Here is a 20,285-nt window from a genome sequence, read left to right as displayed (position 1 = left end):
CACGGGGCCGGCCGGTGCGGACACCGGCCGGCCCCTTCGCGCGCACCGCCTCACCCCGTCGGCAGCACGCACACCTCGTCGAGCCCCAGCACCCGGTTGAGCCGGCCGAAGGCCAGCCACGAGCCCAGGCTCATCGTCAGCTCCACGATCTCCGCCTGGCTGTAGCGGGCGGTCATCCGGGACCAGAACTCCTCGTCCAGACCGTGGTGGTCGAGCGCGTACCGCTCCGCGTACTCCGCCGCCAGCCGGGTCCGCTCGTCGAACGACTCCGAGACCTCCGTGGTCCGCCAGGCCGCGACCACCTCGTCGAAGCCCTCCTCGACCTTCACGCCGTCCCGGTCGGTCCGCCAGTCCAGGCAGAAGCCGCAGCCGTTGATCTGCGCGATCCGCAGCCGCGCCGCCTCGAACTCGCGCAGCCCCAGGGTGGTGTGCGCGTACACCGACAGCGAGAAGTTCGCCGCCGCCGTCCCGATCTCCGGGACCATGTCGCCCCACACGTACCCGATCGGCTCCTGCCCCTCGGGGATGTCGATGATCATCGCGGGCTCCTTCCCAGCTTCCCCACCGCCGGGCGCATCGGCACGTCCAGCGCGTCGTACAGCCCCGGCTCCGCCGCCGCGAGCCAGTCGATGGCCCCGACCAGCCGCCCCACCGCCGTGGCGTTCCCGCCCGCGGCCCGGTTCTCGTCCTCGTCGGTGGCCGCCACGGTGACCTCGATCCGCGGCCGCCCCTCGACGATCACCCGGTGCGCCCCGGCCCCGTCCGGCGGCACCGGCCAGTCCGGCGCGCAGGACGGGTGGATCCGGGTCACGTGCTCGATGACGATGCGGGGCTCGCCGCCGACGATCCCCTGCACCTCGAAGCGGACCGCGCCCTGCGTGCCCGCCTCGAAGGAGCCCATCGTCCGGGTCGTGACGGTCTCCTCCAGCGGCCGGCGGTCCACCGTCTCGCGGATCTCCTCCAGTTCGGCGCCGAGCGCCCGCGCCATCAGCCGGATCTGCCCGCCCCACACCATCGTCGGGACCGAGGGCAGGAGCATCGGCGGTTCGTACCCGAGCGGTCTGCCCATCCCGATCAACTCCCGTACGGAGAACTCCTGCTCGTACGTCGAGTAGTCGAAGACCTCCTGGCAGCGGACCGCGTCCACCACCGTGCCGAGCCCGCTGACCAGCAGCGGCAGCACGTCGTTGCCCCAGCCCGGGTCCACCCCGGAGGCGAACAGCGACCCGCCGCCGGAGGCCACCGCCGCCAGCACCGGGTCGCGGAACTCCGGCGGCGCGCCGCGCGGGTCGTACAGCGGGTACAGCGAGGGCGTCACCACCACCGCGCCCGCCCCGACCGCCCGCACCACGTCCGCCAGGGCCCCGTCGGGCCGCACGTCGCCGGAGGCCGCGTACACCACGGCCCGGGGGCGGGCCGCGAGGACCGCCCCGACGTCGTCGGTCGCCGCCACGCCCAGCGCGTGCCCGAGCCCCGCGAGGTCGCCCGCGTCCCGGCCCCGCTTGGCCGGATCGGCGACCAGGACCGCCGCGAGTTCGAGGCCGGGGTGGGCGTCGACGGCCCGGATGGCCGCCCGCCCGACATTTCCGGTTCCCCACACCACCGTCCGTATCATGCGCGGAGGGTAGCGCCGGGCGCCGGAGGTTCCCAGACCCGCGGCGACAATAACTGACGTAACGTCAGATCTGTTCTCGCGTAAGGGAGATCAGTCCAGCAGCAGGTCCACGAACGGGACCGTGTCACCCGGCAGCAGATACCGCTCCACCTCCGTGAAGCCCCGCGCCAGCGCGAACCGCAGCCCCTCCTCGTTCGACGCCAGGACCACCGTCCCCACCCCCGCGCCGCTCAGCGTCCGGGCGTGCGCAAGGCCCCGCTCGTACAGCGCCGTCCCGAACCCCCGCCGCCGGTACGCCGGCAGGATCCGCGCGATCACCGTCACCGCCGGCGTCTCCCCGTCGGGCGGCCGCACCGTCGAACAGCCCACCGCCACCCCGTCCAGGTAGGCCACCTCCAGCCGGTTCCGCCCCGCCCGCTCCCGCACCTCGGCGGGGGAGAGCGGCGCCGTCGGAATGATCGCGTTGTGCACCGCGCGCCAGTCCGCCAGTTCCGCCCCGTCCACCGCCGGCACCACCCGCAGCCCGCCGCACTTCCCAAGATCGTCCATCCGCGCAGCCAACCGCCCCTCCACCGCCCGGTCAACCCCTTTCCGCACCCGCTCCCGCCCGCTCCGCCGTACGGGTGGGCCACCGCCGCCGCGCGCAGCGCCGCGCCCCGATCGGGTACGGATCGGTCCACTGCCCCCGGCCAGGAGGAGCCCTCCCATGCCCGCCCCCGCCCGCAAGGGCGTCCCCGCGCTGCTCGGCGCCGGCACCCTGTGCGCGGCCCTGCTGCTCAGCGGCTGCGCGACCCCCGAGCCCGCCGCCCCGCCCGCCCCCGCCCGCCCGCCGGCCTCCGCCACGGCCCCCGCGGGCCGGGCCACCGACGCCCGCCCCGAAGCCGCCGCGCGCGTCCCCGGCCTCGGCCCGCTCACCCGGGCCCGCGTCCCCGACGGCACCGACCAGGTCCTCGTCGTCACCGGCACCACCGAGAACAGCAACACCGCCACCGCCGTCCTGCACCAGCGGACGAAGGGCCGGTGGACCACCGCGGGCGGCCCCTGGACCGTCCACAACGCCCTGCGCGGCTGGACCGCCGACCACTCCGCCGGCGACCTGCGCACCCCCATCGGCGTCTACCGCATCGGCGACGCCGGCGGCCGGCTGCCCAACCCCGGCTCCCGGCTCCCCTACGACGAGGACCCCCAGTTCGCCATCAGCGGCACCGGCTTCGAGGGCGAACCCCTCGAAGGCTCCTTCGACCACGTCATCGCCATCGACTACAACCGCGTCCCCGGCCGCACCCCGCTCGACAAGGAGCGCCCGCTCGGCGCGGGCAAGGGCGGCGGCGTCTGGATCCACGTCGACCACGGCGGCCCCACCCAGGCGTGCGTCGCCCTCCACCGCGAGGACCTGCGCGCCCTCCTGGTCCTCCTCGACCCGGCCGCCGACCCCGTGATCGCCATGGGACCGGCCCCCGACCTCGCCCGCTGAGGGACGACGGCCGGGGGCCGGACACCGGGGGAGCGGCTCAGCGGGCCGCTCCCCGGAACGCCCCGGTGTGCTCCCGCACCTGCTCCGGTGTCAGATAGGCGTCGGTGTACTCGAAGTCCCGCAGCGTCCCCGCCTTCGAGGCCAGGAACCCCATCCGCACGTAGTCGTCCCCGGCCGCCGCGTTCAGCAGCCAGTTCGTCATCACCCGGGCCTTCGCCACATGGGTCCGCAGCGCCGCCCAGTGGTAGCCGCGGGCCACCGCCTGCGCCGCCGCCCCGTGCAGCTCCACGCCCAGCGGCTTCGACACCCCGTCCATGCCGCCGAGGTCCACCACGAGCCCCAGGTCCTTGTGGGTGTACGGCCGCAGGGCCTCCCCGCGCAGCGTCGCCACCAGGTTGTCGGCGAGCGCCTTGCCCTGCCGCATCGCGTGCTGGGCGGTCGGCGGGCAGACCGCGCCCTCCTCGCCCTTGGCGAGGTCCGGCACCGCCGCCGCGTCGCCGAGCGCCCACAGGTTCTCCACCCCGGGCACCGTCATCTCCGGGGTGACCGCGAGCCGGCCGCGCACGGTCTCCGCGCCGACCGTGCCGATCAGCGGGCTCGCCGCCACGCCGGCCGTCCAGACGAGGGTCCGGCAGGGCAGCACCCGGCCGTCCGTCAGGGTGACGTTCTCGTCGTCCACCGAGGCCACCGAGACCCCCAGCGAGACCTGGATGCCCCGCTCGGTGAGGATCTTCATGGCGGCCGACCCCAGCTTGTCGCCCAGCTCGGGCATGAGCTTCGGCGCGATGTCCACCAGGTGCCACTTGATCAGGGCCGGGTCGAGGCGCGGATAGCGCTTGACGGCGTTGTGGGTGAGCAGCTGGAGGCAGGCGGCGGTCTCGGTGCCCGCGTAGCCGCCGCCGACCACCACGAACTGCAGCCGCGCCGCCCGCTCGGCCTCGTCCTCGCTGGCGTCCGCCAGGTCGAGCTGGGAGATCACGTGGTCGCGGAGGTAGGCCGCCTCGGCCAGCGTCTTCATGCCCCGGGCGTGGTCGGCCAGGCCCGGGATGTCGAAGGTCCGGGTCACACTGCCGGGCGCGAGCACCAGATGGTCGTACGGCTCCACGTCGTACTCCCCGGTGATCGTCCGGACCACCACGGCTTTCGCCGCCGTGTCCACGCCCACCGCGCCGCCGGGCACGATCCGCGTCCGGTGCTTCTGGCTGCGCCGCAGCGACAGGGCCACCGACTGGGGGGTCAGGACGCCCGAGGCGACCTGGGGCAGCAGGGGCAGGTAGAGCTGGTACGAGAACGGGGAGAGCAGCGTGATCCGCGCCTCCCGCTCCGTCAGCCGGCGTTCGAGCCGCTTCACACAGCCCACTCCGGCGAAACCGGCGCCCACCACGAGGATCCTCGGTCGCGTCACGCTGTCCGCCCTTCCGTATGAGCGTGCAAAGTGCCGTCCCCTATGACTGCATAGGAGCATGTGGCAATTTTTCGCTGACTATCCGTGGTTCACCCTTTTTATCGTCATTGCGGCGGGATCGCTCCTCGGCATGGTCCGCTTCGGTCCGGTGAAGCTCGGCGCGGCGGGCGTCCTCTTCGCCGGACTGCTGCTCGGGGCGCTGGATCCGGACATCGGCCCGGCCGTCCCCGCGGGGCTCTCCGTCCTCGGTCTCGCCCTGTACGTGTACACGGTCGGCCTGGAGGCCGGACCGGCCTTCTTCCGCGAACTGCGGCCCCAGCTCACGGTGATGCTCGGCGCCGTCGTCGCCCTCGTCCTCACCGCCCTCGCCGTCGGCTTCCTCGGCAGCGGCCTCCTGGACATCCCCGGCCCCTTCCTGGCCGGCGGCTACGCGGGCATCGGCACCACCACCCCCGGCCTGGCCGCCGCCCAGGCCGCCTCCGACGACCCCACCCAGGCGGCCACCGGCTACGCCATCGGCTACCCCCTGGCCGTCGTCCTCACCATCCTCTTCGTCGCGGGCGTCGCCGCCGTGCGGAACTGGCCCGGCCGCCGCGACCCCGGCACCGGCCTCCCCGACCGGCTCGTCAGCCGCACGGTGGACCTCACCCGGTCCGCCCGCTGGGCCGAGGTCCCCGGCGTCGCCTCGGGTGAACTTCTCGCCAGCGCCCACCGGCCGGCCGGCGGCACGCTCCACATCGTCACCGGCGACCCCGGCCCGCTCGCCCCCGGCGACGCGCTGGTCCTGGTCGGCGGCCCGGAGGCGGTCGAGGCGGGCATCGCCGCCCTCGGCACCGAGGCGCCCGAGCACCTCCTGTACCACCGCGACGTCGTCGACTACCGCCGCATCCTGCTCACCAACCCCGACCTCGCCGCCCGCACGGTCGCCGAACTGGGCCTCGCCGACCGCTTCGGGGCCCGCGCCACCCGGGTCCGCCGGGGCGACCAGGAACTCCTCGCCCACGACGACCTGCTGCTCCAGCTCGACGACCGGATCCGCGTCGCCATGCCCCGCGAGCGCACCGCCGAGGTCACCGCCTACCTCGGCGACACCGAGGCCAGGGTCAGCGAGGTCAGCGCCGTCAGCATGGGCCTCGGCCTCGCCGCCGGCTTCCTCGTCGGCATCCCGAAGCTCACCCTCGGCTCCACCGTCCTCTCGCTCGGCACCGCCGCGGGACCGCTGGTCACGGCCATGGTCCTGGGCCGGCTGCGCCGTACGGGACCGCTGGTCTGGGTGCTGCCGACCCGCGCCAACCTGACCCTGCGCCAGATCGGGCTGCTGGTCTTCCTCGCCTGCGTCGGCCTCACCTCCGGCTACGCCTTCCGCCGCGACGCCTTCTCGCTCTTCGGGCTCAAGCTCCTCGCCGTCCTGCTGGCCGGCGCGGTGCTCAGCTACGCGCTGATGCTGCTGGTCTGCCGCCTCCTGGGCCAGAGCCGCCCGCGCTCGATGGGCCTGCTCGCCGGCTACGTCGGCAACCCGGCCATCACCGCGTACGCCAACAGCCGGGTCTCCGACAGCCGGGTGAACACCGGTTACGCCACCCTCTTCGCCCTCGCCATCCTGGTGAAGATCGTCTGCATCCAGCTCATCGTCGGCCTCTGAACCGGCCCCGCCCGGTCCGGTCGCGGGGGAGCGGCGGCCGGGTTAGGTTGCCCGGGGACCCCGCACGGAAGGCGGAACGGCACGATGACCACGTACCAGGTCGGATACTTCGTCGGCAGTCTGTCGACGAAGTCCATCAACCGGATCCTCTCCAAGGCCCTCATCCGGGTCGCCCCGCCGGGGCTGGAGTTCCGGGAGATCCCCATCAAGGACCTCCCCCTCTACAACCACGACTTCGACGCCGACTACCCGCCCGAGGGCAGGGCGCTGAAGGAGGCCATCGCGTCCGTGGACGCGGTCCTCTTCGTGACCCCCGAGTACAACCGCTCCATCCCCGGCGGCCTCAAGAACGCCATCGACTGGGCCAGCCGCCCCTGGGGCACCAACTCCTTCACCCACAAGCCGTCCGCCGTCATCGGTGCCTCCCCGGGCAAGATCGGCACGGCCGTCGCCCAGCAGAGCCTCCGCTCGGTGCTCAGCTTCTGCAACTCCCCGCAGATGAACGCCCCGGAGGGGTACATCCAGTTCACGCCGGGCCTCTTCTCGGAGGACGGCGAGGTCACGGACCCGACGACGCAGCAGTTCCTGGCGGACTTCATGGCGGACTTCAAGACCTTCATCGAGCGCGTCCTGACGGTCCTGCCCCGCTCCTGACCGCGCGGACCTGTCTCCTCGTGCTCAGAAGACGACGACGCCGAGCGGCCGGGAGCCGGCCGCGAGGCGCTCGACCTTCCCCGAGGCGAGGTCCACCACGCTGATGCCGTCCCAGTACCCGTCCCGGGTGAAGCCGCCCGTCACATAGGCGGTCCGGCCGTCCTTCGACACGGCCACGTCCTCGTGCGGCCCCTCCAGCGGGTAGACCCGCTCGAAGCCCTCGGGGGAGCGGACGGTCAGCGACGGCCCCCGGTCCCCGCTCTGGACCGGCCCGGTGCCGACCGCGAAGAGCGTCCCGTCCGGGGTCACGGCCGCCCCGTGCTGGTGGGTGTTCGCCGTCATCTCCTCGATCTCCACCCGCCCGGTGGCCGGGTCCACCACGGCCAGCCGCTCGCCCTCGAAGGGCAGCAGCAGCCTGCCGTCCGACGGGCGCACGGCCGTGTAGTGCGGCTTCAGCCAGGAACCGAGCCCGCCCTCGGTGCCGTACGGGGCGACCTCGATGCGCCGGGTGGCGAGGGAGCCCGCGTCGACGACGGTCACGTCGAAGGAGTCGTGGTCGGTCGCGTACACCTGCGACCCGTCCCGGCTCACGTCCACGTCGAAGGGCCGGCGGCCCACGCCGACCGCCTCCACGACCTTCGCGGAGGCGGTGTCGATCACCTCCACGGTGCCGTTCCCGCCGGGCACGTTCACACCCACGTACACCCGCTCGCCGTCCGGGGAGAGCGCGATGCCCATGCCGCCGCCCCGGTACTCGCCGGTGGTGACCGGCCCGGTGTCGGTGCGGTACGGGACGAGGGCGAGGCGCGTGCGGGCGGCGGTGTCGACGACGGCCACGCCCTCGGCGGTGGCCACCCAGGCCCGCCCGTCCTTCCCGAGCGCCAGCCCGTACGGCGCGGTGCCCACCCGCACGGAGCCGGTGGCCCCGCGCGCCGGGTCGACGAAGGTGACGGTGTCGGAGCCGAAGTCGGTGACGAGCAGCGTGCCCGCCGCGGGCCCGGTGACGGTCTTCACGGGCGCGGCCGGGGTCGGCGTGACGGTCATGGCGGCGGAGGGCGCGGCCGGCGGGGTGCCGCCGGCGGTCGGGGCGGCGGGCGCCGGGTCCGCCTGGGCGCATCCCGAGAGCAGCGCTCCGGCGACCGCGGCGGGCAGCAGGACGCGGGCGGTGCGGGAGGGTCGGCGGATCTTCGTCATCTCGGGCTCCTCGGGTACGGGACGTGAGGAGGACGCCGAGCGGAACCCGGCCCCTCCCGTACCCGATCCTCCGGCCCGGAGACCCCTGCCGCCCTCGCCCGGGCGGCTACGGCCCCCCGTCCCTCCGGCGGACCCTGGGGTCGGCCGATCGGATGACCCGGAGGCGACGGGGCGCCGGGACGGAGGTACGGACCGGGGCGGCGGCGCGGGTCGGGCCGGAGCGGCGGTACGAGGGGCCGGGGAAGGTCGTGGGGCGGGTCCGTCAGCCCTGCGGGAGCGAGCGCATCGCCACGATGCCGGCGTGGCCGCCCGGACCGCCCTGGCCCGGGACGGACCCCTGCGGGCCCGGCAGGGCGGGGGGACCCGCCATCCCCGGCTGGCCCGCCATCGGCTGGCCGGGCACCCCCGGCAGCCCCTGGCCCGGCATCCCCGGCCGACCCTGTGTCCCGGGCTGGCCCGGCATCCCCGGCTGACCGGGCATGCCCTGGCCCTGCGGACCCGGCTGACCCATCGGGGGCTGGCCCATCCCCGGCTGGCCGGGCATCCCGGGCATTCCCGCCATGCCCATCGGCTGCTGCGGCGCGGGCGCGGGCGCCTTGATGTACCGGCTCAGGTCCCGCAGCACCTCCTCCGCCGTCTGGCGCACGTCACCGGGCACGTCCCCCCGCTCTTGTATGAGCTGGGCGTAGATCGGTGCGGTGCCGTCCGCGTGGTTCATGGGGTCGTCGCTTCCTGTCAGCTGGTCGGTGCCGTCACCGGCGGGCAGACGGCGAGTCTACGGGGCGGCACCGACAGCCGGTGGCGCGGGGAGCCCGCCGCCACCCGGCCGGGGGACCCGCTCCCGGTCCCCGCGCCGCCCCCCGGAGGGGCCGGAGCACACCCCTCCCCGTGTCAGGATCGAAGGATGGTGGAGAAGATCATCGCGGCGTGCGACGGCGCGTCCAAGGGAAATCCCGGTCCGGCGGCATGGGCCTGGGTCATCGGCGGGACCGACGGCGCGGTCGCGCGCTGGGAAGCCGGCCCGCTCGGCCGCGCGACCAACAACGTGGCCGAACTCACGGCTCTGGAGAGACTCCTGGAGACCCTCGATCCGGGGGTGCCGGCGGAGATCCGGATGGACTCCCAGTACGCCATGAAGGCCGTCACCACCTGGCTGCCCGGCTGGCGCCGCAAGGGCTGGAAGACGGCGGCCGGCACCCCCGTCGCCAACAAGGACCTGGTGGTCCGCATCGACGCCCTGCTCACCGGCCGGGAGATCGACTTCGTCTACACCCCGGCGCACCAGGTGGACGGCGACCCCCTCAACGACGCCGCCGACCGGGCCGCCAGCCACAGCGCCCGCACCCAGGAGCCGCTGGGCTCGGACGCCGGATCCGCCCTCCCCGACCCGGAACCCGCCGCCGCCCGCTCCGCCGCGCCCCGGGCCTCCCGGGCGCGCTCCTCGGCGGCGGGCGGCGCCGCCGGTTCCGGGGCCCGTCGCGGTCGCCCGTCCGGCGGCACCCTGAAGGCGAAGTTTCCCGGCCGCTGCCGCTGTGGGCGTGCCTATGACAAGGGGGAGACCATCGCCAAGAACGCGGAGGGGTGGGGGCACCCGACCTGCGTCTGAGCCCGCGGGCCGTTCGCGGGCAGTCCGAGGGGCGGGCGACCACGTCCGCCCCTTGAGACCGCCGTCGGGCCCCTCGCGGCAGGCTTCATCCGCGCGTGGATCCGGGTTTTCCTGAGGTTCTGTTCTCAGGGCTGTTGTGGCTGCATACTGTTCCTCCTCGCACCTGGCGACGAACCGTTTTGCCTGCTCAACAGGCGTCTTTCGACACGATCGGCAGCCAGGCGGGAACCTTCCCCCTTACTTCTCGGCACCACCCGTGCCGGAAGTACCCCCTGCCCGTGAAAGACCCGAGGTTCCGTGCCAGTACCTGTTCTCCTGACCGGGCGCTCCGTGCGCCTGGAGCCGCTGGCGATGCGGCACGCCGAAGCCCTCGCGCGGGCCGGCGAGGCGGACCGATCGGCCTATGCCTTCACTCCGGTGCCCGACGGCCTGGAATCCGCGCTGGACTACATCGCCCGCGCCCTGGCCGATCAGGCCGCCGGGCGCTGTCTGCCCTTCGCCCTCGTCAGTACCGCCGACGAACGGGTGATCGGCTCCACACGCTTCCTCGAACTCGACTACTGGCGTGGGCCCCTGGTCTGGCCGCCGGTTCCCGGCCGCCCCCACGGGGATCCGCTCACCGCGGTCCCCGACGCCGCCGAGATCGGGAACACCTGGATCGCGGGCGACGCCCGGGGCACCGGCATCAACACCGAGGCGAAGCTGCTCATGCTCCGCCACGCCTTCGAAACCTGGGGCGTCCGCCGGATCACCCTCCGCGCCGACGCCCGCAACACCCGCTCCCGCGTGGCCATCGAACGCCTCGGCGCCACCTGCGAGGGCATCCGCCGCGCCCACTCGCGCGGCCTCGACGGCGCCGTCCGGGACACGGCCTTCTACTCGGTTCTCGACGAGGAGTGGCCCACCGTCCGGGACATCATCGAACTGCGCCTGAGCACTCCCCGGCGGGGCCGGGTCCTCCAGGACCTGCTCCCCGCCTGACCCCCGCCGCCGCCCGCGCTGCGGGCGGCGCCCCGGGGTGGTTCCATGGAGACGACGGGAAGGACTCCGTGTGAGGACACGGAGCAGCGGCCCTCACCGGCCGCGCACCGTGCAATCAGGATCCGCGAGAAGCGGGTGAGTCCTTCCCGTCCCCTCCGGATCCGCCACGTCCATCCTGACCTTCACTCCCGCCCGGCGGCGCCGTCCGCCGGACGGTCCCGGGAGGCGGTGCCATGAGCGGCGCGGGCGCGGGCGCGGTCCTGGCCGTCGCGGGCGTGACGGCGGTCTACGCCCTCGGGTCGCGCCGCCTCTCCGCCACCCCCGTCTCCTCCGCCCTCGTCTTCACCGACTGCGGCGCCCTCCTCGGTCCCGCCGCCTCGACGGCCCCACCCCCTGACCCGGCCCCGAACCGGCCCGTCAGCCCGCGAGCTGCGCGACGCTCCGCCCGATCAGCCAGACCCCCAGCACCACGCACAGGCCGATCACCGCCGGCTCCTTGTGCCGCAGCAGCCACCCCCGCAGCCCCCGCAGGATCCGCCCGGTCCGCTCCGGCGCCCCCACCATCCCCAGCTCCATCACCAGCAGCGACGACGTGGCCAGCAGACAGAAGAGGCCCAGCACCAGGAACGACACCGCGTGGGACAGATCGGCCCGCACCACGGTCGCCGCCGCCGCGCCGACCATCCCCCACGGCTGGAGGAGCACCCCGAGGGCCGCCGCCGACCAGGCGGAGGTGCCCTTCCCCTCCGCCGCCGCGGCCGCCCGGACCGCGTCCACCGCCGTGCCGCCCCCGACCCGGCGCCGCCGCCGCTCCCCGTACACCACCAGCCCCACCCCGAAGACCAGCGTGGCCACCAGCGCCGCCACGGACGGCGGGGAGCGGGGCGCGGGCGGCCGCCCGCCGGTCAGCAGGACCACCGCCGTGACCACACCCACCAGGCACGCCACCCACGCGGCGATGAACGCCGCGCCCTTGCGCACCCCGCCCGGCGAGGACACCACCAGCACGAAGGCCATCACCGGCAGCGGGAAGAGGGTGATCGCCAGACCGATCAGCAGCAGATCGAGCACCATCGCGGCACCCTTCCGTCCGGTACGGCCCCGGCCCTCAGGAGCGGGACCGCCGGAACGGGTCCCGGACGCCCCCGGCCCGCCGGCGCGGCTCCCGCGCCTTCTCGCGGACCTCGGCCCGCACCCGGTCGGTCCGGCCCTCGGACTCCGGTCTCTCGTCGCCGCCCGGCTTCCCGGCGAACTCCTTCAGCCTGCCCCTGGCCCTGTCGACGGCGCCGCTCATCTCCGCGCTCCCTGTCTCCGCCCGGCCCCCGTCTCCACGCTAGGACCGCCCGGCCCCGCCCGCCCGCCGACGCCCGCCCGCACCGCCCCCGGACGGCCCCGGCCCGCCGGGTAGCGTGGGCGGCGACACCGTGCCGTGCCCCGGAAGGACCGAGTGATCGCCGTGCCCGCCGAGAACCCCGCCGCCCCCGTCGTCCCCGGCGCGGACGTCCTGCGCCGCACCGAGGGCCGGGCCGGAATCCTCACCCTCGACCGGCCCCGGGCCATCAACGCCCTCACCCACCCCATGGTCCTGGCCCTCGACGCCGCCCTCACCGCCTGGGAGCACGACCCGGCCGTCACCACCGTCGTCCTGCGCGGCGCGGGCGAGCGGGGCCTGTGCGCGGGCGGCGACATCCGCGCCATCCACGCGGACGCCCTCGCCGGCGGCACCGCCACCCCCGCCTTCTGGCGCGACGAGTACCGGCTGAACGCCCGGATCGCCCGCTACCCCAAGCCGTACGTCGCCCTCATGGACGGCATCGTCATGGGCGGCGGCGTCGGGGTCTCCGCCCACGGCTCCGTCCGCGTCGTCACCGACCGCTCCCGGATCGCCATGCCCGAGACCGGCATCGGCCTCGTCCCCGACGTCGGCGGCACCCGGCTCCTCGGCCGCGCCCCCGGCGAACTCGGCACCCACCTCGCCCTCACCGGCGGGCAGGTCGGCGCCGCCGACGCCCTCCTCACCGGCCTCGCCGACCACCACGTGCCCGCCGCCGCGCTCGACGCCCTCGTCGCGGACCTCGCCCGGCTCCCCGCCGACGAGGCCGTCGCCCGGCACGCCACCGCCCCCGCCGACCCCGGCGTCCTCGCCGGGCAGCGTGCCTGGATCGACGCCTGCTACACGGCCCCCACCGTCGAGGAGATCGTCGACCGCCTCTTCGACACCGGCGTCCCGGCCGCCAAGGAGACCGCCACCACCCTCCTCGCCAAGTCGCCGACCGCCCTCAAGGCCACCCTCGCCGTCCTCCGCAGGTCCCGGACCCTCCCCACCCTGGAGGCCGTCCTCGACCTGGAGTACCGGGCCTCCCGCGCCGCGCTCGCCGGCCACGACCTCCCCGAGGGCATCCGCGCCCAGGTCGTCGACAAGGACCGCGACCCGCACTGGTCCCCGGCGACCCTCGCCGAGGTCACCGACGCCGACGTGGCCCGCTACCTCACGCCTCCGTCCGACGGTGACCTCGGCCTCGCACCGGCCACCGCCTGACCCCGGCCGCCGCCCGGCCGCACGCGGCCTCCCCGGGGTCCGTCTCCCCGGGAGCCCGCCCGGCGGCCGGCTCGCCCAGGGCGCGGGCCGCCGTCCGCCACGCCTCCGTCACCGCCCCGTGGGCCAGCGCCGTCGCCGCAGGCACGTCGTCCGGCAGCCGCAGCGGCGCCCCGATGTGCACGTGCAGGCACGGCCGCCGCACCGGGGCCGTCAGCACCCCCGCCAGCTGCTTGACCGTCCCGCCCGAGGTGATCCGGCGCGCCCCGGCCTGCCCGACCGGCACCACCGGGGCGCCGGTCGCCCGCGCCAGCCGCGCCAGACCGGTGCGGAACTCCTGCGGCGGCGCCTCCGCCGCCTCCCGGCGCGGCGGGATCCGCCCCTCCGCGTAGAGCATCACCGGCCGCCCCGAGGCCAGCGCCACCGCCGCCCCGTCCAGGGCGGCCGAGGCGTGCGCGGTGTTCCGGTGCACCGGCACGTACCCGTCCCGCGACAGCGCCGCCCCCAGCCCCGGCACCCGCCACAGCCCGGCCGCCGCGAGCAGCACCGGCTCGACGGCGAGCCGCCGCCGCAGCGCGGCGAGGACCAGCGCCGGATCGGCGAGCGAGGTGTGGTTCACGACGATGATGCTGCCCGGCTCGATCCGGGCGTCCGGATCGGCGGTGACGGTCAGCCGCCCGAAGAACGGGACGAGACGCGAGGCGAGACGACTGAGCACGGGCGGGCCCTCCGGGGCTGGGTGCAAAGCGGGTACGACGGCCCGCACATCGTCGGCCGGAGCCCCCGGCTCCGGCATGGGCGCCGGTACTCACCCGGTACTCAGCCGGCCGCACCGCCCACCTGGTGCCCCGCCCGCGCCGCCGTCCGTCTACGCTGGGCCGACGCGGTGCCACGACGGAGGGCACGCCGGACGACGGGGGTGAGCGGTGCACCGCACGACGCGCCCGCGCCGCCCCGCGCCCGCCCCGCTCCTGGCCCGCCTCCTGCCGGCCCTGCTCTGCGCCCTGTGCGCCTTCCTCATGACCCCGGCCCCCGCCCTCGCGGCGGGCACCCCGGCCATCCCCGCCGCCACCGCCTCCCCGGTGACCGGCCCCGCTTCCGGCGACCCGGGAGCCCCCACGCGTACGGCCTCCGCTGCGGAGGTCCCCGTACCCGTCCCCGGCACCCCGGCGGCCGGCCCGGTCCGGGCCTCGGCCACCGCCCCGGAGGCCGGCCCCGCTCCGGGCGGACCGGCCCCGGTCACGGCGGCCGAGGGCGCCGTCGTCCTCGGCTCCGTGCCTCAGGCCGGGGCCGCCGAGGCGGCGGAGCTGCCGGCCGTCGTCGAGCACTCCGTGCGGTTCCCGGCACCGCCCGTCGCGCCCCCGGTCCTCAGGAGCGCGGCCGACGCGCCCGCGCGCGGGCGCGTCGCGGGGGACCCGCGCCGGGAGCGCGCGCCGCCCCACGTCCCGTACGACCCCCGGACCCCCCGGGGTCCTCCCTCCACCCGGCACAGCTGACGCGTTTTCCCGCGCCGCCGTCCGGGCCTCCGGCATGTCCGCCCCCGGCCGCGGCGCGCACACCCCAGCTCGCCCGGCACGGCCCGCCGCCCCGCGCACGGCCCGTGTCCCGCCCGTGGAGGACCCATGTCTTCGTCCGCCGCGCTCCGGCGCGCGCTCCTCGCGCTCGCCGTCGTCGCGCTCTCCCTCTGGATCGCCCTCACCACCTCGCCCCGCCTCGGACTCGACCTCAGGGGCGGCACCCGCATCGTCCTGGAGACCCAGGACACCCCCCGGCTGAAGGCCGACGCGGAGGCCACCGACCGCGCCCTGGAAGTGCTCCGCAAGCGGGTCGACGGCCTCGGCGTCGCCGAACCCTCGCTCGCCCGCTCCGGAGAGAACCGGATCGTCGTCGAACTCCCCGGCCTGCGCGACCCGCGCGAGGCCGCCGAGGTCATCGGCCGCACCGCCCAGCTCACCTTCCACGCCATCACCGGCGCCACCGCGGGACCGGAGGCGAAGCCCGCCGCCGACGGCAGCCGGGTCCTGCCCGACCCGGACGCCGCCCCCGGCACCTTCCTCGCCCTCGCCGCCCCCGCCCTCACCGGCGACGGGGTGAAGAACGCCGACGCCTCCTTCGACGCGGCCACCGCCCGCGGCTGGACCGTCGACCTCTCCTTCCGCGACGGCGCCTCCGCCGCCTGGGCCGAGCTCACCGGCGCCGCCGCCTGCGCCCCCGCCGGGGACCCCACCCGCCGGGTCGCGATCGTCCTCGACGACCGGATCGTCTCCGCCCCCGCCATGCAGACCGGCGTGCCCTGCGGCAGCGGCATCACCGGCGGCTCCACCCAGATCACCGGCGGCTTCTCCGCCCAGGAGGCCCGCGACCTCGCCGCGCTCGTCGAGGGCGGCGCCCTGCCGCTCCCCGTCACCACCATCGAGCAGAGCACCGTCGGCCCGACCCTCGGCGCCGACGCCATCCGCGCCAGCGCCCTGGCCGCCGTCATCGGCCTGGCCTGCACCGGCCTCTTCGTCATCGTCGTCTACCGGCTCCTCGGCCTCCTCGCCACGATCGCCCTCGCCCTGTACGGACTGATCTCGTACGCGGCCGTCGTCGCGCTCGGCGCCACCCTCACCCTCCCCGGCCTCGCCGGATTCGTCCTCGCGGTCGGCATCGCCGTCGACGCCAACGTCCTCGCCTTCGAACGGGCCAGGGAGGAGTACGCCGCCCTCGGCCGGTCCGCCGCCACCCGCGACCCGCGCCGCCCCCTGCACGCCGCCTTCGGCAAGGTGTGGAGCGCGGTCGCCGACTCCAACATCACCACCCTCCTCGCGGCCGGTCTCCTCTTCGCCTTCGCGACCGGCCCGGTCAAGGGCTTCGGCGTGACCCTCGCCATCGGCGTCCTCGCCTCCATGGTCACCGCCATGATCATCACCCGGCTGCTCGCCGACGCGGCCCTGCGCATCCCCGCCGTCCGCCGCCGCCCCGCGCTCACCGGCATGGCCGGCCTCGGCCGGCTGCGGACCCGGCTGAACCGGCGCCCCCCGAAGCTGATGGGCCGCCGCCGCACCTGGTACGCCGCCAGTGCCGGCCTGCTGCTGCTCGCCCTCGCCGGGATCGGCGTCCGGGGCGTCGAGTTCGGCGTCGAGTTCACCGGCGGCCGGGACGTCCAGTACACCGCCACCCGCCCGGTCGACGCCGACGACGCCCGCGAGGCCGTCGCCGCCGCGGGCTTCCCCGACGCCGTCGTGCAGACCACCGGCGACGGCGGCCGGGGCGTCACCGTCCGGGTCGCGGAGACCTCCGACGCCGCGCAGACCCGGATCTCCGACGCGCTCACGAAGACGGCCGGGCCCGTCACCGTCGAGCGCGACGACCTGATCGGCCCGAGCCTCGGCGACGAACTGCGCACCTACGCGCTGATCGCCCTCGGCCTGGCCGTCGCCGCCCAGCTCCTCTACCTGTCCGTCCGCTTCCGGTGGACGTACGCGGCGGCGGCCGTCGCCGCCATGGTCCAGGACGTGCTGCTCGTCATCGGACTCTTCGCCTGGCTCGGCAAGCCGGTGGACAGCGTCTTCCTCGCCGCGCTGCTGACCGTCGTCGGCTATTCGGTGAACGACTCCGTAGTGGTCCTCGACCGGCTCCGCGAACTGCGCCGCAAGGGCGGCCGGATCCCGCTCGCGGACCTCGCCGACCGGGCCGTCGCCCAGACCCTGCCCCGTACCGTCAACACCGGCATGGGCGCGCTGTTCGTCCTCTTCGCCCTCGCGCTGCTCGGCGGCGACACCCTCACGGACTTCTCCGTGGCGCTCCTCGCCGGCGTCGTCCTCGGCATGGCCTCGACCGTCTTCACCGCCCTGCCCCTCGCGGTCACCCTGGAGGACCGCAGCCCGGCCCCGGCCCGGCCGGTCCGCAAGAAGACCGCCGACCCGACGGGAGCCGTCGTCTGACGACTGCCGGGCCCGCGCCCCCACAAGGAGCGCGGGCCCGCGCGGCACGCCCGGCGCGTGCCCGGCCGGGTCACGCCCGGCGCGCGGCTGTCCGGCGGTCCGCCGTCGCCAGGGCCGTGTTCGCCGCGGCCACCACCGCGAAGACCACCGCCGCCACCGGGTGCCCGAGCCCGGCCAGGGCGAGTGCCGCCGCCCCGAAGACCAGGGCCTTCACCGCCAGGACCGCCGGGAGCGGCACCGCGAAGCGGGCCCTCGGGGCGGCGAACAGCCCCCACAGGACCGCCGTCGCGCCGGGCGCCGCGACCGCGAGCGCGATCCGGCCCGCGACCGGCTCGACGGCGCTCCACCCCCACCAGGCCAGGAACCCGAGGGCGATCACTTCGAGGAGGAAGGCCAGGGCCTCGTTGAGGACGTGCGCCGCACCCTTCACAGGCGGTCCTTTCCGGATGCGGCAGCGAGGCCGCCGGGGGAGGGCCCGTCCGTACGGTCCGGGCCGAGACCGGATCGTAGACGGTCCCGCACACCCGTTCCCCTCCTTTCGGGGATCCGGCGCCGGTCCGCCTCCGCCCGGCTGGGCCGAAGGGGCGGTTCGGGTGACCCCCGCACCGCTGGGTCGTTGCACGCCGTACAACGATCACATGGCGAGGACACGGAGGTGGTTCCCGTGAGCGTGCAGCAGGCCACGGCGGTGCGGACCCTGGAAACGGAGCGGCCGGAGGACGTACGGGAAGCGGCCGAGGCGCTCGCCGCGGGACAGGCCGTCGCCCACGGCTTCGGCCACGGCCGGGCGCTCACCTTCCGCCCCGACCGGGACGTCCTCGCCCGCGTCAACCGGGGGCGGGGACGCCCGGCCGACCGGCCCGCCTCCCTCACCACCGTCCCCGAGCACGTCCCCGCCGCCTTCGACTGGACCCGGCTCCCCGACGACGTGCCCCGGCAGCAGCTCCGGGCCCTGATCGACGAACTCCTCGCCCTCGGCCCCCTCGGCCTGCGCGGACCGGCCGCCGACCGGGTCCCCGCCCACCTGACCGCCACCGACGGGGGCCTGGCCACCGCCCGGGTCGCCGCCCCCGGCACCCGCTGCCCCTCGCACGCCTTCCTCGGCGCCGCGCTCGGCCTCACCGGCGGCACCTTCCTCGCCGTCACCTCCGTCCCCGGCCCCGGCGAGGAGCCCGCCGGGCCGGCGATCCGGGTCCTCGCCCACGCCGCCGGGGAGGCCGCCCGCCGCCACCCCTTCCACCGGCCGGCCCCGGTCAGCGTGCTGTCCTTCCACCGCACCGCCGGACACACCCGCTCCGGGCTGCCCGTCCTCGTCCTCGAACGGCACGGCTCGCTCTCCGCCGACCACATCCGGGCGGTCGCCGCCACCCACGGCTTCGGCCTCGCCGCCGCCGCCCGCCCCCTCGTCCCCCGGGCCTACGACCCGGCCTGACCCGCCGCCGGCACGAGCAGCAGACTCGTGCCCAGGGAGCGTTCGCCCGCGGCGTCCGAGGGCCGGTTGACGATGCCGCCGGCCGTCGCGAGGACACTGGAGCCGCCGCCGTCGAGATTGAGGGCCTGGCGCGCGCCCAGGGACACCATCAGCCGGGCCGCGCCGTCGATCCCCAGGCCCTCGCTCACCCCGGGCCGCCGCCCGTCGGCCACCACGAGCAGCAGCCGCCCCTCCCCGTCCACCCCGATCATCGACCGGGGATTGGCGCGCACCGTCCAGTCGTAGGTGAAGCTCTGGTCCGGCCCCTCGCGGACGACGCCGTCGCCCACCGCGTTCACCGCCACCCGGCCGTCCCGCACCAGGGCCGGACCCACCTGGAGGATCGTCGTGTCCGGGCCCGGCGCGACGGTCCGGTCCCGGCCGTCACGGATCCGCTCGTCGAAGCGGAGCACCATGCCGGCCCGGACGGTCCGCAGCAGCCAGGCGGCGCTGTCACCGGTCGCCTGGAGCGTCGAGCCGCCCGCCGGGACCGGCGCGCCCCGGCCGTCGCGGACCTCGATCACCCGGCCGCGCCCGTCGAGCACGGCCTCCGCGCCGGCCCCCGACGGCGGCGCCCCCCACTCGGGCGTGAAGCGGACGAGCTCGCTCGGATCGGCGCACCGCACGTCGTGCCGCGGCCGCTCGGTCGGCAGGTCGCCGCCGACCCCGCCGCAGTTCCAGATCTCGCCCGGGATCCGGTTCACCCCGTCCACCTCCACCGTCTCCCGGCCCGCCCGGACGGTCACCCGCGCCGTGAAGGCGTCCACGGAGAGGGACCGCCCGCCGCGCTCCAGCCGGACGCCCGCCCGCCCCTGGGTCGCGGAGCCCAGCAGCCGGCCGTCCCGGACGTACAGGCCGCCGGGCGCGTCGTTGTAGAACCACTGCCCGTTGATCCCGGCCAGCGCGCCCGACCGGGCGATCAGGTCGGTCAGCTTCTCGGTGCCGTGCAGCGTGGGGCCGTGCGCGGTCTCCAGCCGGCCGCCGAGGGCGGCCAGGTCGACCCGCAGGACGTGCACGCGCTGCGGGGCGTCCTCGTCGTCGCCGTCCTGCGCCGTGTAGCGGGTACGGCCCGCGAAGCCGGCCGCCCGCACCCGGGCCAGCTCCGCCGCGGCCCCGGCCTCGTCCCCGTACGCCCCCACCCGCACCGTCCAGCCGAGCACCCCGGCCGCCCGGTCCGCGAACTCCGGTGCGTCCACCCGCTCGACGCGCGGCGCGAAGCCCCGCGCCCGCAGCTCCTCCGCCGCGCGCAGCGCCGTCTCCCGGGGCCCCAGGGCCATGGCCGCCCCGGCGAACGGCCCGTCGGGCCGCTCCGGCAGATTGACCTGCGCCGTCCACACGTCGTCCGCGTCGCGCCGCCCGTACACGAGCGAGGTGAGCGTCACCCCCGGCGCCAGTTCCCGGACGTCGGCCGCCCGGGCGGCGGGGGGCACGGCGGTACGGGCCTCCGCGAGCGGCACCGAGGCCGTCGACAGGAGCGCCGCGGCGGCCAGCAGGGCCACGGACCTGCGCTGCATGGGGAATCCTTCCGTCACCGGAACAAGGGAGGGGAGACAGCCGACCAGCCGCCCGTGACCGCGGGACGTACCGGAACCGGCGGGCGGGAGGACGGCGACGGAAGATCCGCCGGCCCCACTGTCCCCGCCCCGTGCTCCACGCGGGGCACGAAGCCGCCGGACGTCACCCGCTCGCCGTACCCCGCCCCCGCCCCGGCCGCCCCGCCGGAGCCCGCCCCCTCGTCCCCCGGCCCCCCGCCGGCCCGCGCGGCCCCGTTATCCTTCCCC

20 protein-coding genes are annotated in these 20,285 nt (G+C 76.3%); 9 read left to right on the top strand and 11 right to left on the bottom strand.

The window, feature by feature from the left end; all coding sequences use genetic code 11:
• Window positions 1–50: 50 nt before the first annotated feature.
• The 3 genes from IE219_RS20165 to IE219_RS20155 form a co-directional block, all read right to left on the bottom strand.
• A complete protein-coding gene (locus IE219_RS20165) occupies window positions 51–539 on the bottom strand; it encodes a carboxymuconolactone decarboxylase family protein (RefSeq protein ID WP_189979399.1) in 489 nt (162 codons plus the stop codon).
• Window positions 536–1,615: an NAD(P)H-dependent amine dehydrogenase family protein gene (locus tag IE219_RS20160; RefSeq protein WP_189979398.1), complete on the bottom strand. Its 1,080-nt coding sequence runs from the start codon at window positions 1,613–1,615 to the stop codon at window positions 536–538. Before IE219_RS20160 ends, IE219_RS20165 begins: the two co-directional genes overlap by 4 nt.
• 90 nt (window positions 1,616–1,705) lie before the next feature.
• Entirely contained in the window at window positions 1,706–2,164 is a 459-nt protein-coding gene (locus IE219_RS20155) for a GNAT family N-acetyltransferase (RefSeq protein ID WP_189979397.1), read from the bottom strand.
• 157 nt (window positions 2,165–2,321) lie between these two features.
• On the opposite strand from IE219_RS20155, the gene IE219_RS20150 reads away from it, so the two are divergent.
• Window positions 2,322–3,089 (top strand): L,D-transpeptidase family protein, encoded by a 768-nt coding sequence (locus tag IE219_RS20150; protein ID WP_189979396.1) that lies wholly within the window; start codon window positions 2,322–2,324, stop codon window positions 3,087–3,089.
• Window positions 3,090–3,126: 37 nt separating this feature from the next.
• Here IE219_RS20150 and IE219_RS20145 read toward each other — a convergent pair whose 3' ends face one another.
• Window positions 3,127–4,494, bottom strand: a complete 1,368-nt coding sequence (locus IE219_RS20145; RefSeq protein WP_189979395.1) for an NAD(P)/FAD-dependent oxidoreductase — start codon at window positions 4,492–4,494, stop codon at window positions 3,127–3,129.
• A gap of 58 nt (window positions 4,495–4,552) precedes the next feature.
• Between IE219_RS20145 and IE219_RS20140 the strand changes: the two genes are divergently transcribed.
• Together IE219_RS20140 and IE219_RS20135 are read left to right on the top strand one after the other, a co-directional pair.
• Window positions 4,553–6,136: an aspartate-alanine antiporter-like transporter gene (locus tag IE219_RS20140; protein WP_189979394.1), complete on the top strand. Its 1,584-nt coding sequence runs from the start codon at window positions 4,553–4,555 to the stop codon at window positions 6,134–6,136.
• 84 nt (window positions 6,137–6,220) lie between these two features.
• A complete protein-coding gene (locus tag IE219_RS20135; protein ID WP_189979393.1) occupies window positions 6,221–6,790 on the top strand; it encodes an NADPH-dependent FMN reductase in 570 nt (189 codons plus the stop codon).
• Window positions 6,791–6,814: 24 nt separating this feature from the next.
• On the opposite strand, the gene IE219_RS20130 is transcribed toward IE219_RS20135, so the two are convergent.
• Together IE219_RS20130 and IE219_RS20125 are read right to left on the bottom strand one after the other, a co-directional pair.
• Window positions 6,815–7,984, bottom strand: coding sequence for a YncE family protein (locus tag IE219_RS20130; RefSeq protein ID WP_189979392.1), 1,170 nt, complete (start codon window positions 7,982–7,984; stop codon window positions 6,815–6,817).
• A 262-nt stretch (window positions 7,985–8,246) separates the two neighbouring features.
• Complete coding sequence (locus tag IE219_RS20125; RefSeq protein WP_189979390.1) at window positions 8,247–8,702, bottom strand: polyadenylate binding domain-containing protein; 456 nt, start codon at window positions 8,700–8,702, stop codon at window positions 8,247–8,249.
• A gap of 186 nt (window positions 8,703–8,888) precedes the next feature.
• Between IE219_RS20125 and IE219_RS20120 the strand changes: the two genes are divergently transcribed.
• The gene (locus IE219_RS20120) at window positions 8,889–9,590 is read left to right on the top strand and encodes a ribonuclease H family protein (protein ID WP_189979388.1); all 702 of its coding nucleotides are present in this window, start codon (window positions 8,889–8,891) and stop codon (window positions 9,588–9,590) included.
• 297 nt (window positions 9,591–9,887) lie between these two features.
• Window positions 9,888–10,571, top strand: a complete 684-nt coding sequence (locus IE219_RS20115; protein ID WP_189979387.1) for a GNAT family N-acetyltransferase — start codon at window positions 9,888–9,890, stop codon at window positions 10,569–10,571.
• A 417-nt stretch (window positions 10,572–10,988) separates the two neighbouring features.
• Here IE219_RS20115 and IE219_RS20110 read toward each other — a convergent pair whose 3' ends face one another.
• Together IE219_RS20110 and IE219_RS20105 are read right to left on the bottom strand one after the other, a co-directional pair.
• Window positions 10,989–11,645 (bottom strand): GAP family protein, encoded by a 657-nt coding sequence (locus IE219_RS20110; RefSeq protein WP_189979386.1) that lies wholly within the window; start codon window positions 11,643–11,645, stop codon window positions 10,989–10,991.
• 34 nt (window positions 11,646–11,679) lie between these two features.
• Complete coding sequence (locus tag IE219_RS20105; RefSeq protein ID WP_189979385.1) at window positions 11,680–11,865, bottom strand: CsbD family protein; 186 nt, start codon at window positions 11,863–11,865, stop codon at window positions 11,680–11,682.
• 162 nt (window positions 11,866–12,027) lie between these two features.
• Here IE219_RS20105 and IE219_RS20100 point away from each other — a divergent pair, with 162 nt between their 5' ends.
• Window positions 12,028–13,110, top strand: coding sequence for an enoyl-CoA hydratase/isomerase family protein (locus IE219_RS20100; protein ID WP_189979384.1), 1,083 nt, complete (start codon window positions 12,028–12,030; stop codon window positions 13,108–13,110).
• Here the strand turns inward: IE219_RS20100 and IE219_RS20095 are convergent.
• On the bottom strand, window positions 13,061–13,825 hold the full coding sequence (locus IE219_RS20095; RefSeq protein WP_189979383.1) for a lysophospholipid acyltransferase family protein: 765 nt from the start codon (window positions 13,823–13,825) through the stop codon (window positions 13,061–13,063). The genes IE219_RS20100 and IE219_RS20095 overlap by 50 nt on opposite strands.
• A 208-nt stretch (window positions 13,826–14,033) precedes the next feature.
• Between IE219_RS20095 and IE219_RS20090 the strand changes: the two genes are divergently transcribed.
• A complete protein-coding gene (locus tag IE219_RS20090) occupies window positions 14,034–14,603 on the top strand; it encodes a hypothetical protein (RefSeq protein ID WP_189979382.1) in 570 nt (189 codons plus the stop codon).
• 126 nt (window positions 14,604–14,729) lie between these two features.
• Entirely contained in the window at window positions 14,730–17,033 is a 2,304-nt protein-coding gene (secD, locus tag IE219_RS20085) for a protein translocase subunit SecD (protein WP_189979381.1), read from the top strand.
• 70 nt (window positions 17,034–17,103) lie between these two features.
• On the opposite strand, the gene IE219_RS20080 is transcribed toward secD, so the two are convergent.
• Window positions 17,104–17,463, bottom strand: coding sequence for a YrdB family protein (locus tag IE219_RS20080; RefSeq protein ID WP_189979379.1), 360 nt, complete (start codon window positions 17,461–17,463; stop codon window positions 17,104–17,106).
• Window positions 17,464–17,697: 234 nt separating this feature from the next.
• On the opposite strand from IE219_RS20080, the gene IE219_RS20075 reads away from it, so the two are divergent.
• Window positions 17,698–18,465, top strand: coding sequence for a hypothetical protein (locus IE219_RS20075; RefSeq protein WP_229849883.1), 768 nt, complete (start codon window positions 17,698–17,700; stop codon window positions 18,463–18,465).
• On the opposite strand, the gene IE219_RS20070 is transcribed toward IE219_RS20075, so the two are convergent.
• On the bottom strand, window positions 18,450–20,018 hold the full coding sequence (locus IE219_RS20070; protein ID WP_189979378.1) for a phosphodiester glycosidase family protein: 1,569 nt from the start codon (window positions 20,016–20,018) through the stop codon (window positions 18,450–18,452). The two genes, IE219_RS20075 and IE219_RS20070, sit on opposite strands and share 16 nt — an antisense overlap.
• Between the last annotated feature and the right edge of the window lie 267 nt (window positions 20,019–20,285).

Origin of the sequence: Streptomyces termitum (assembly GCF_014650175.1) — a bacterium.
In the GTDB taxonomy this organism is placed as follows: Bacteria; Actinomycetota; Actinomycetes; order Streptomycetales; family Streptomycetaceae; genus Streptomyces; species Streptomyces termitum.
This window is presented reverse-complemented; position numbering and strand designations above follow the sequence as displayed.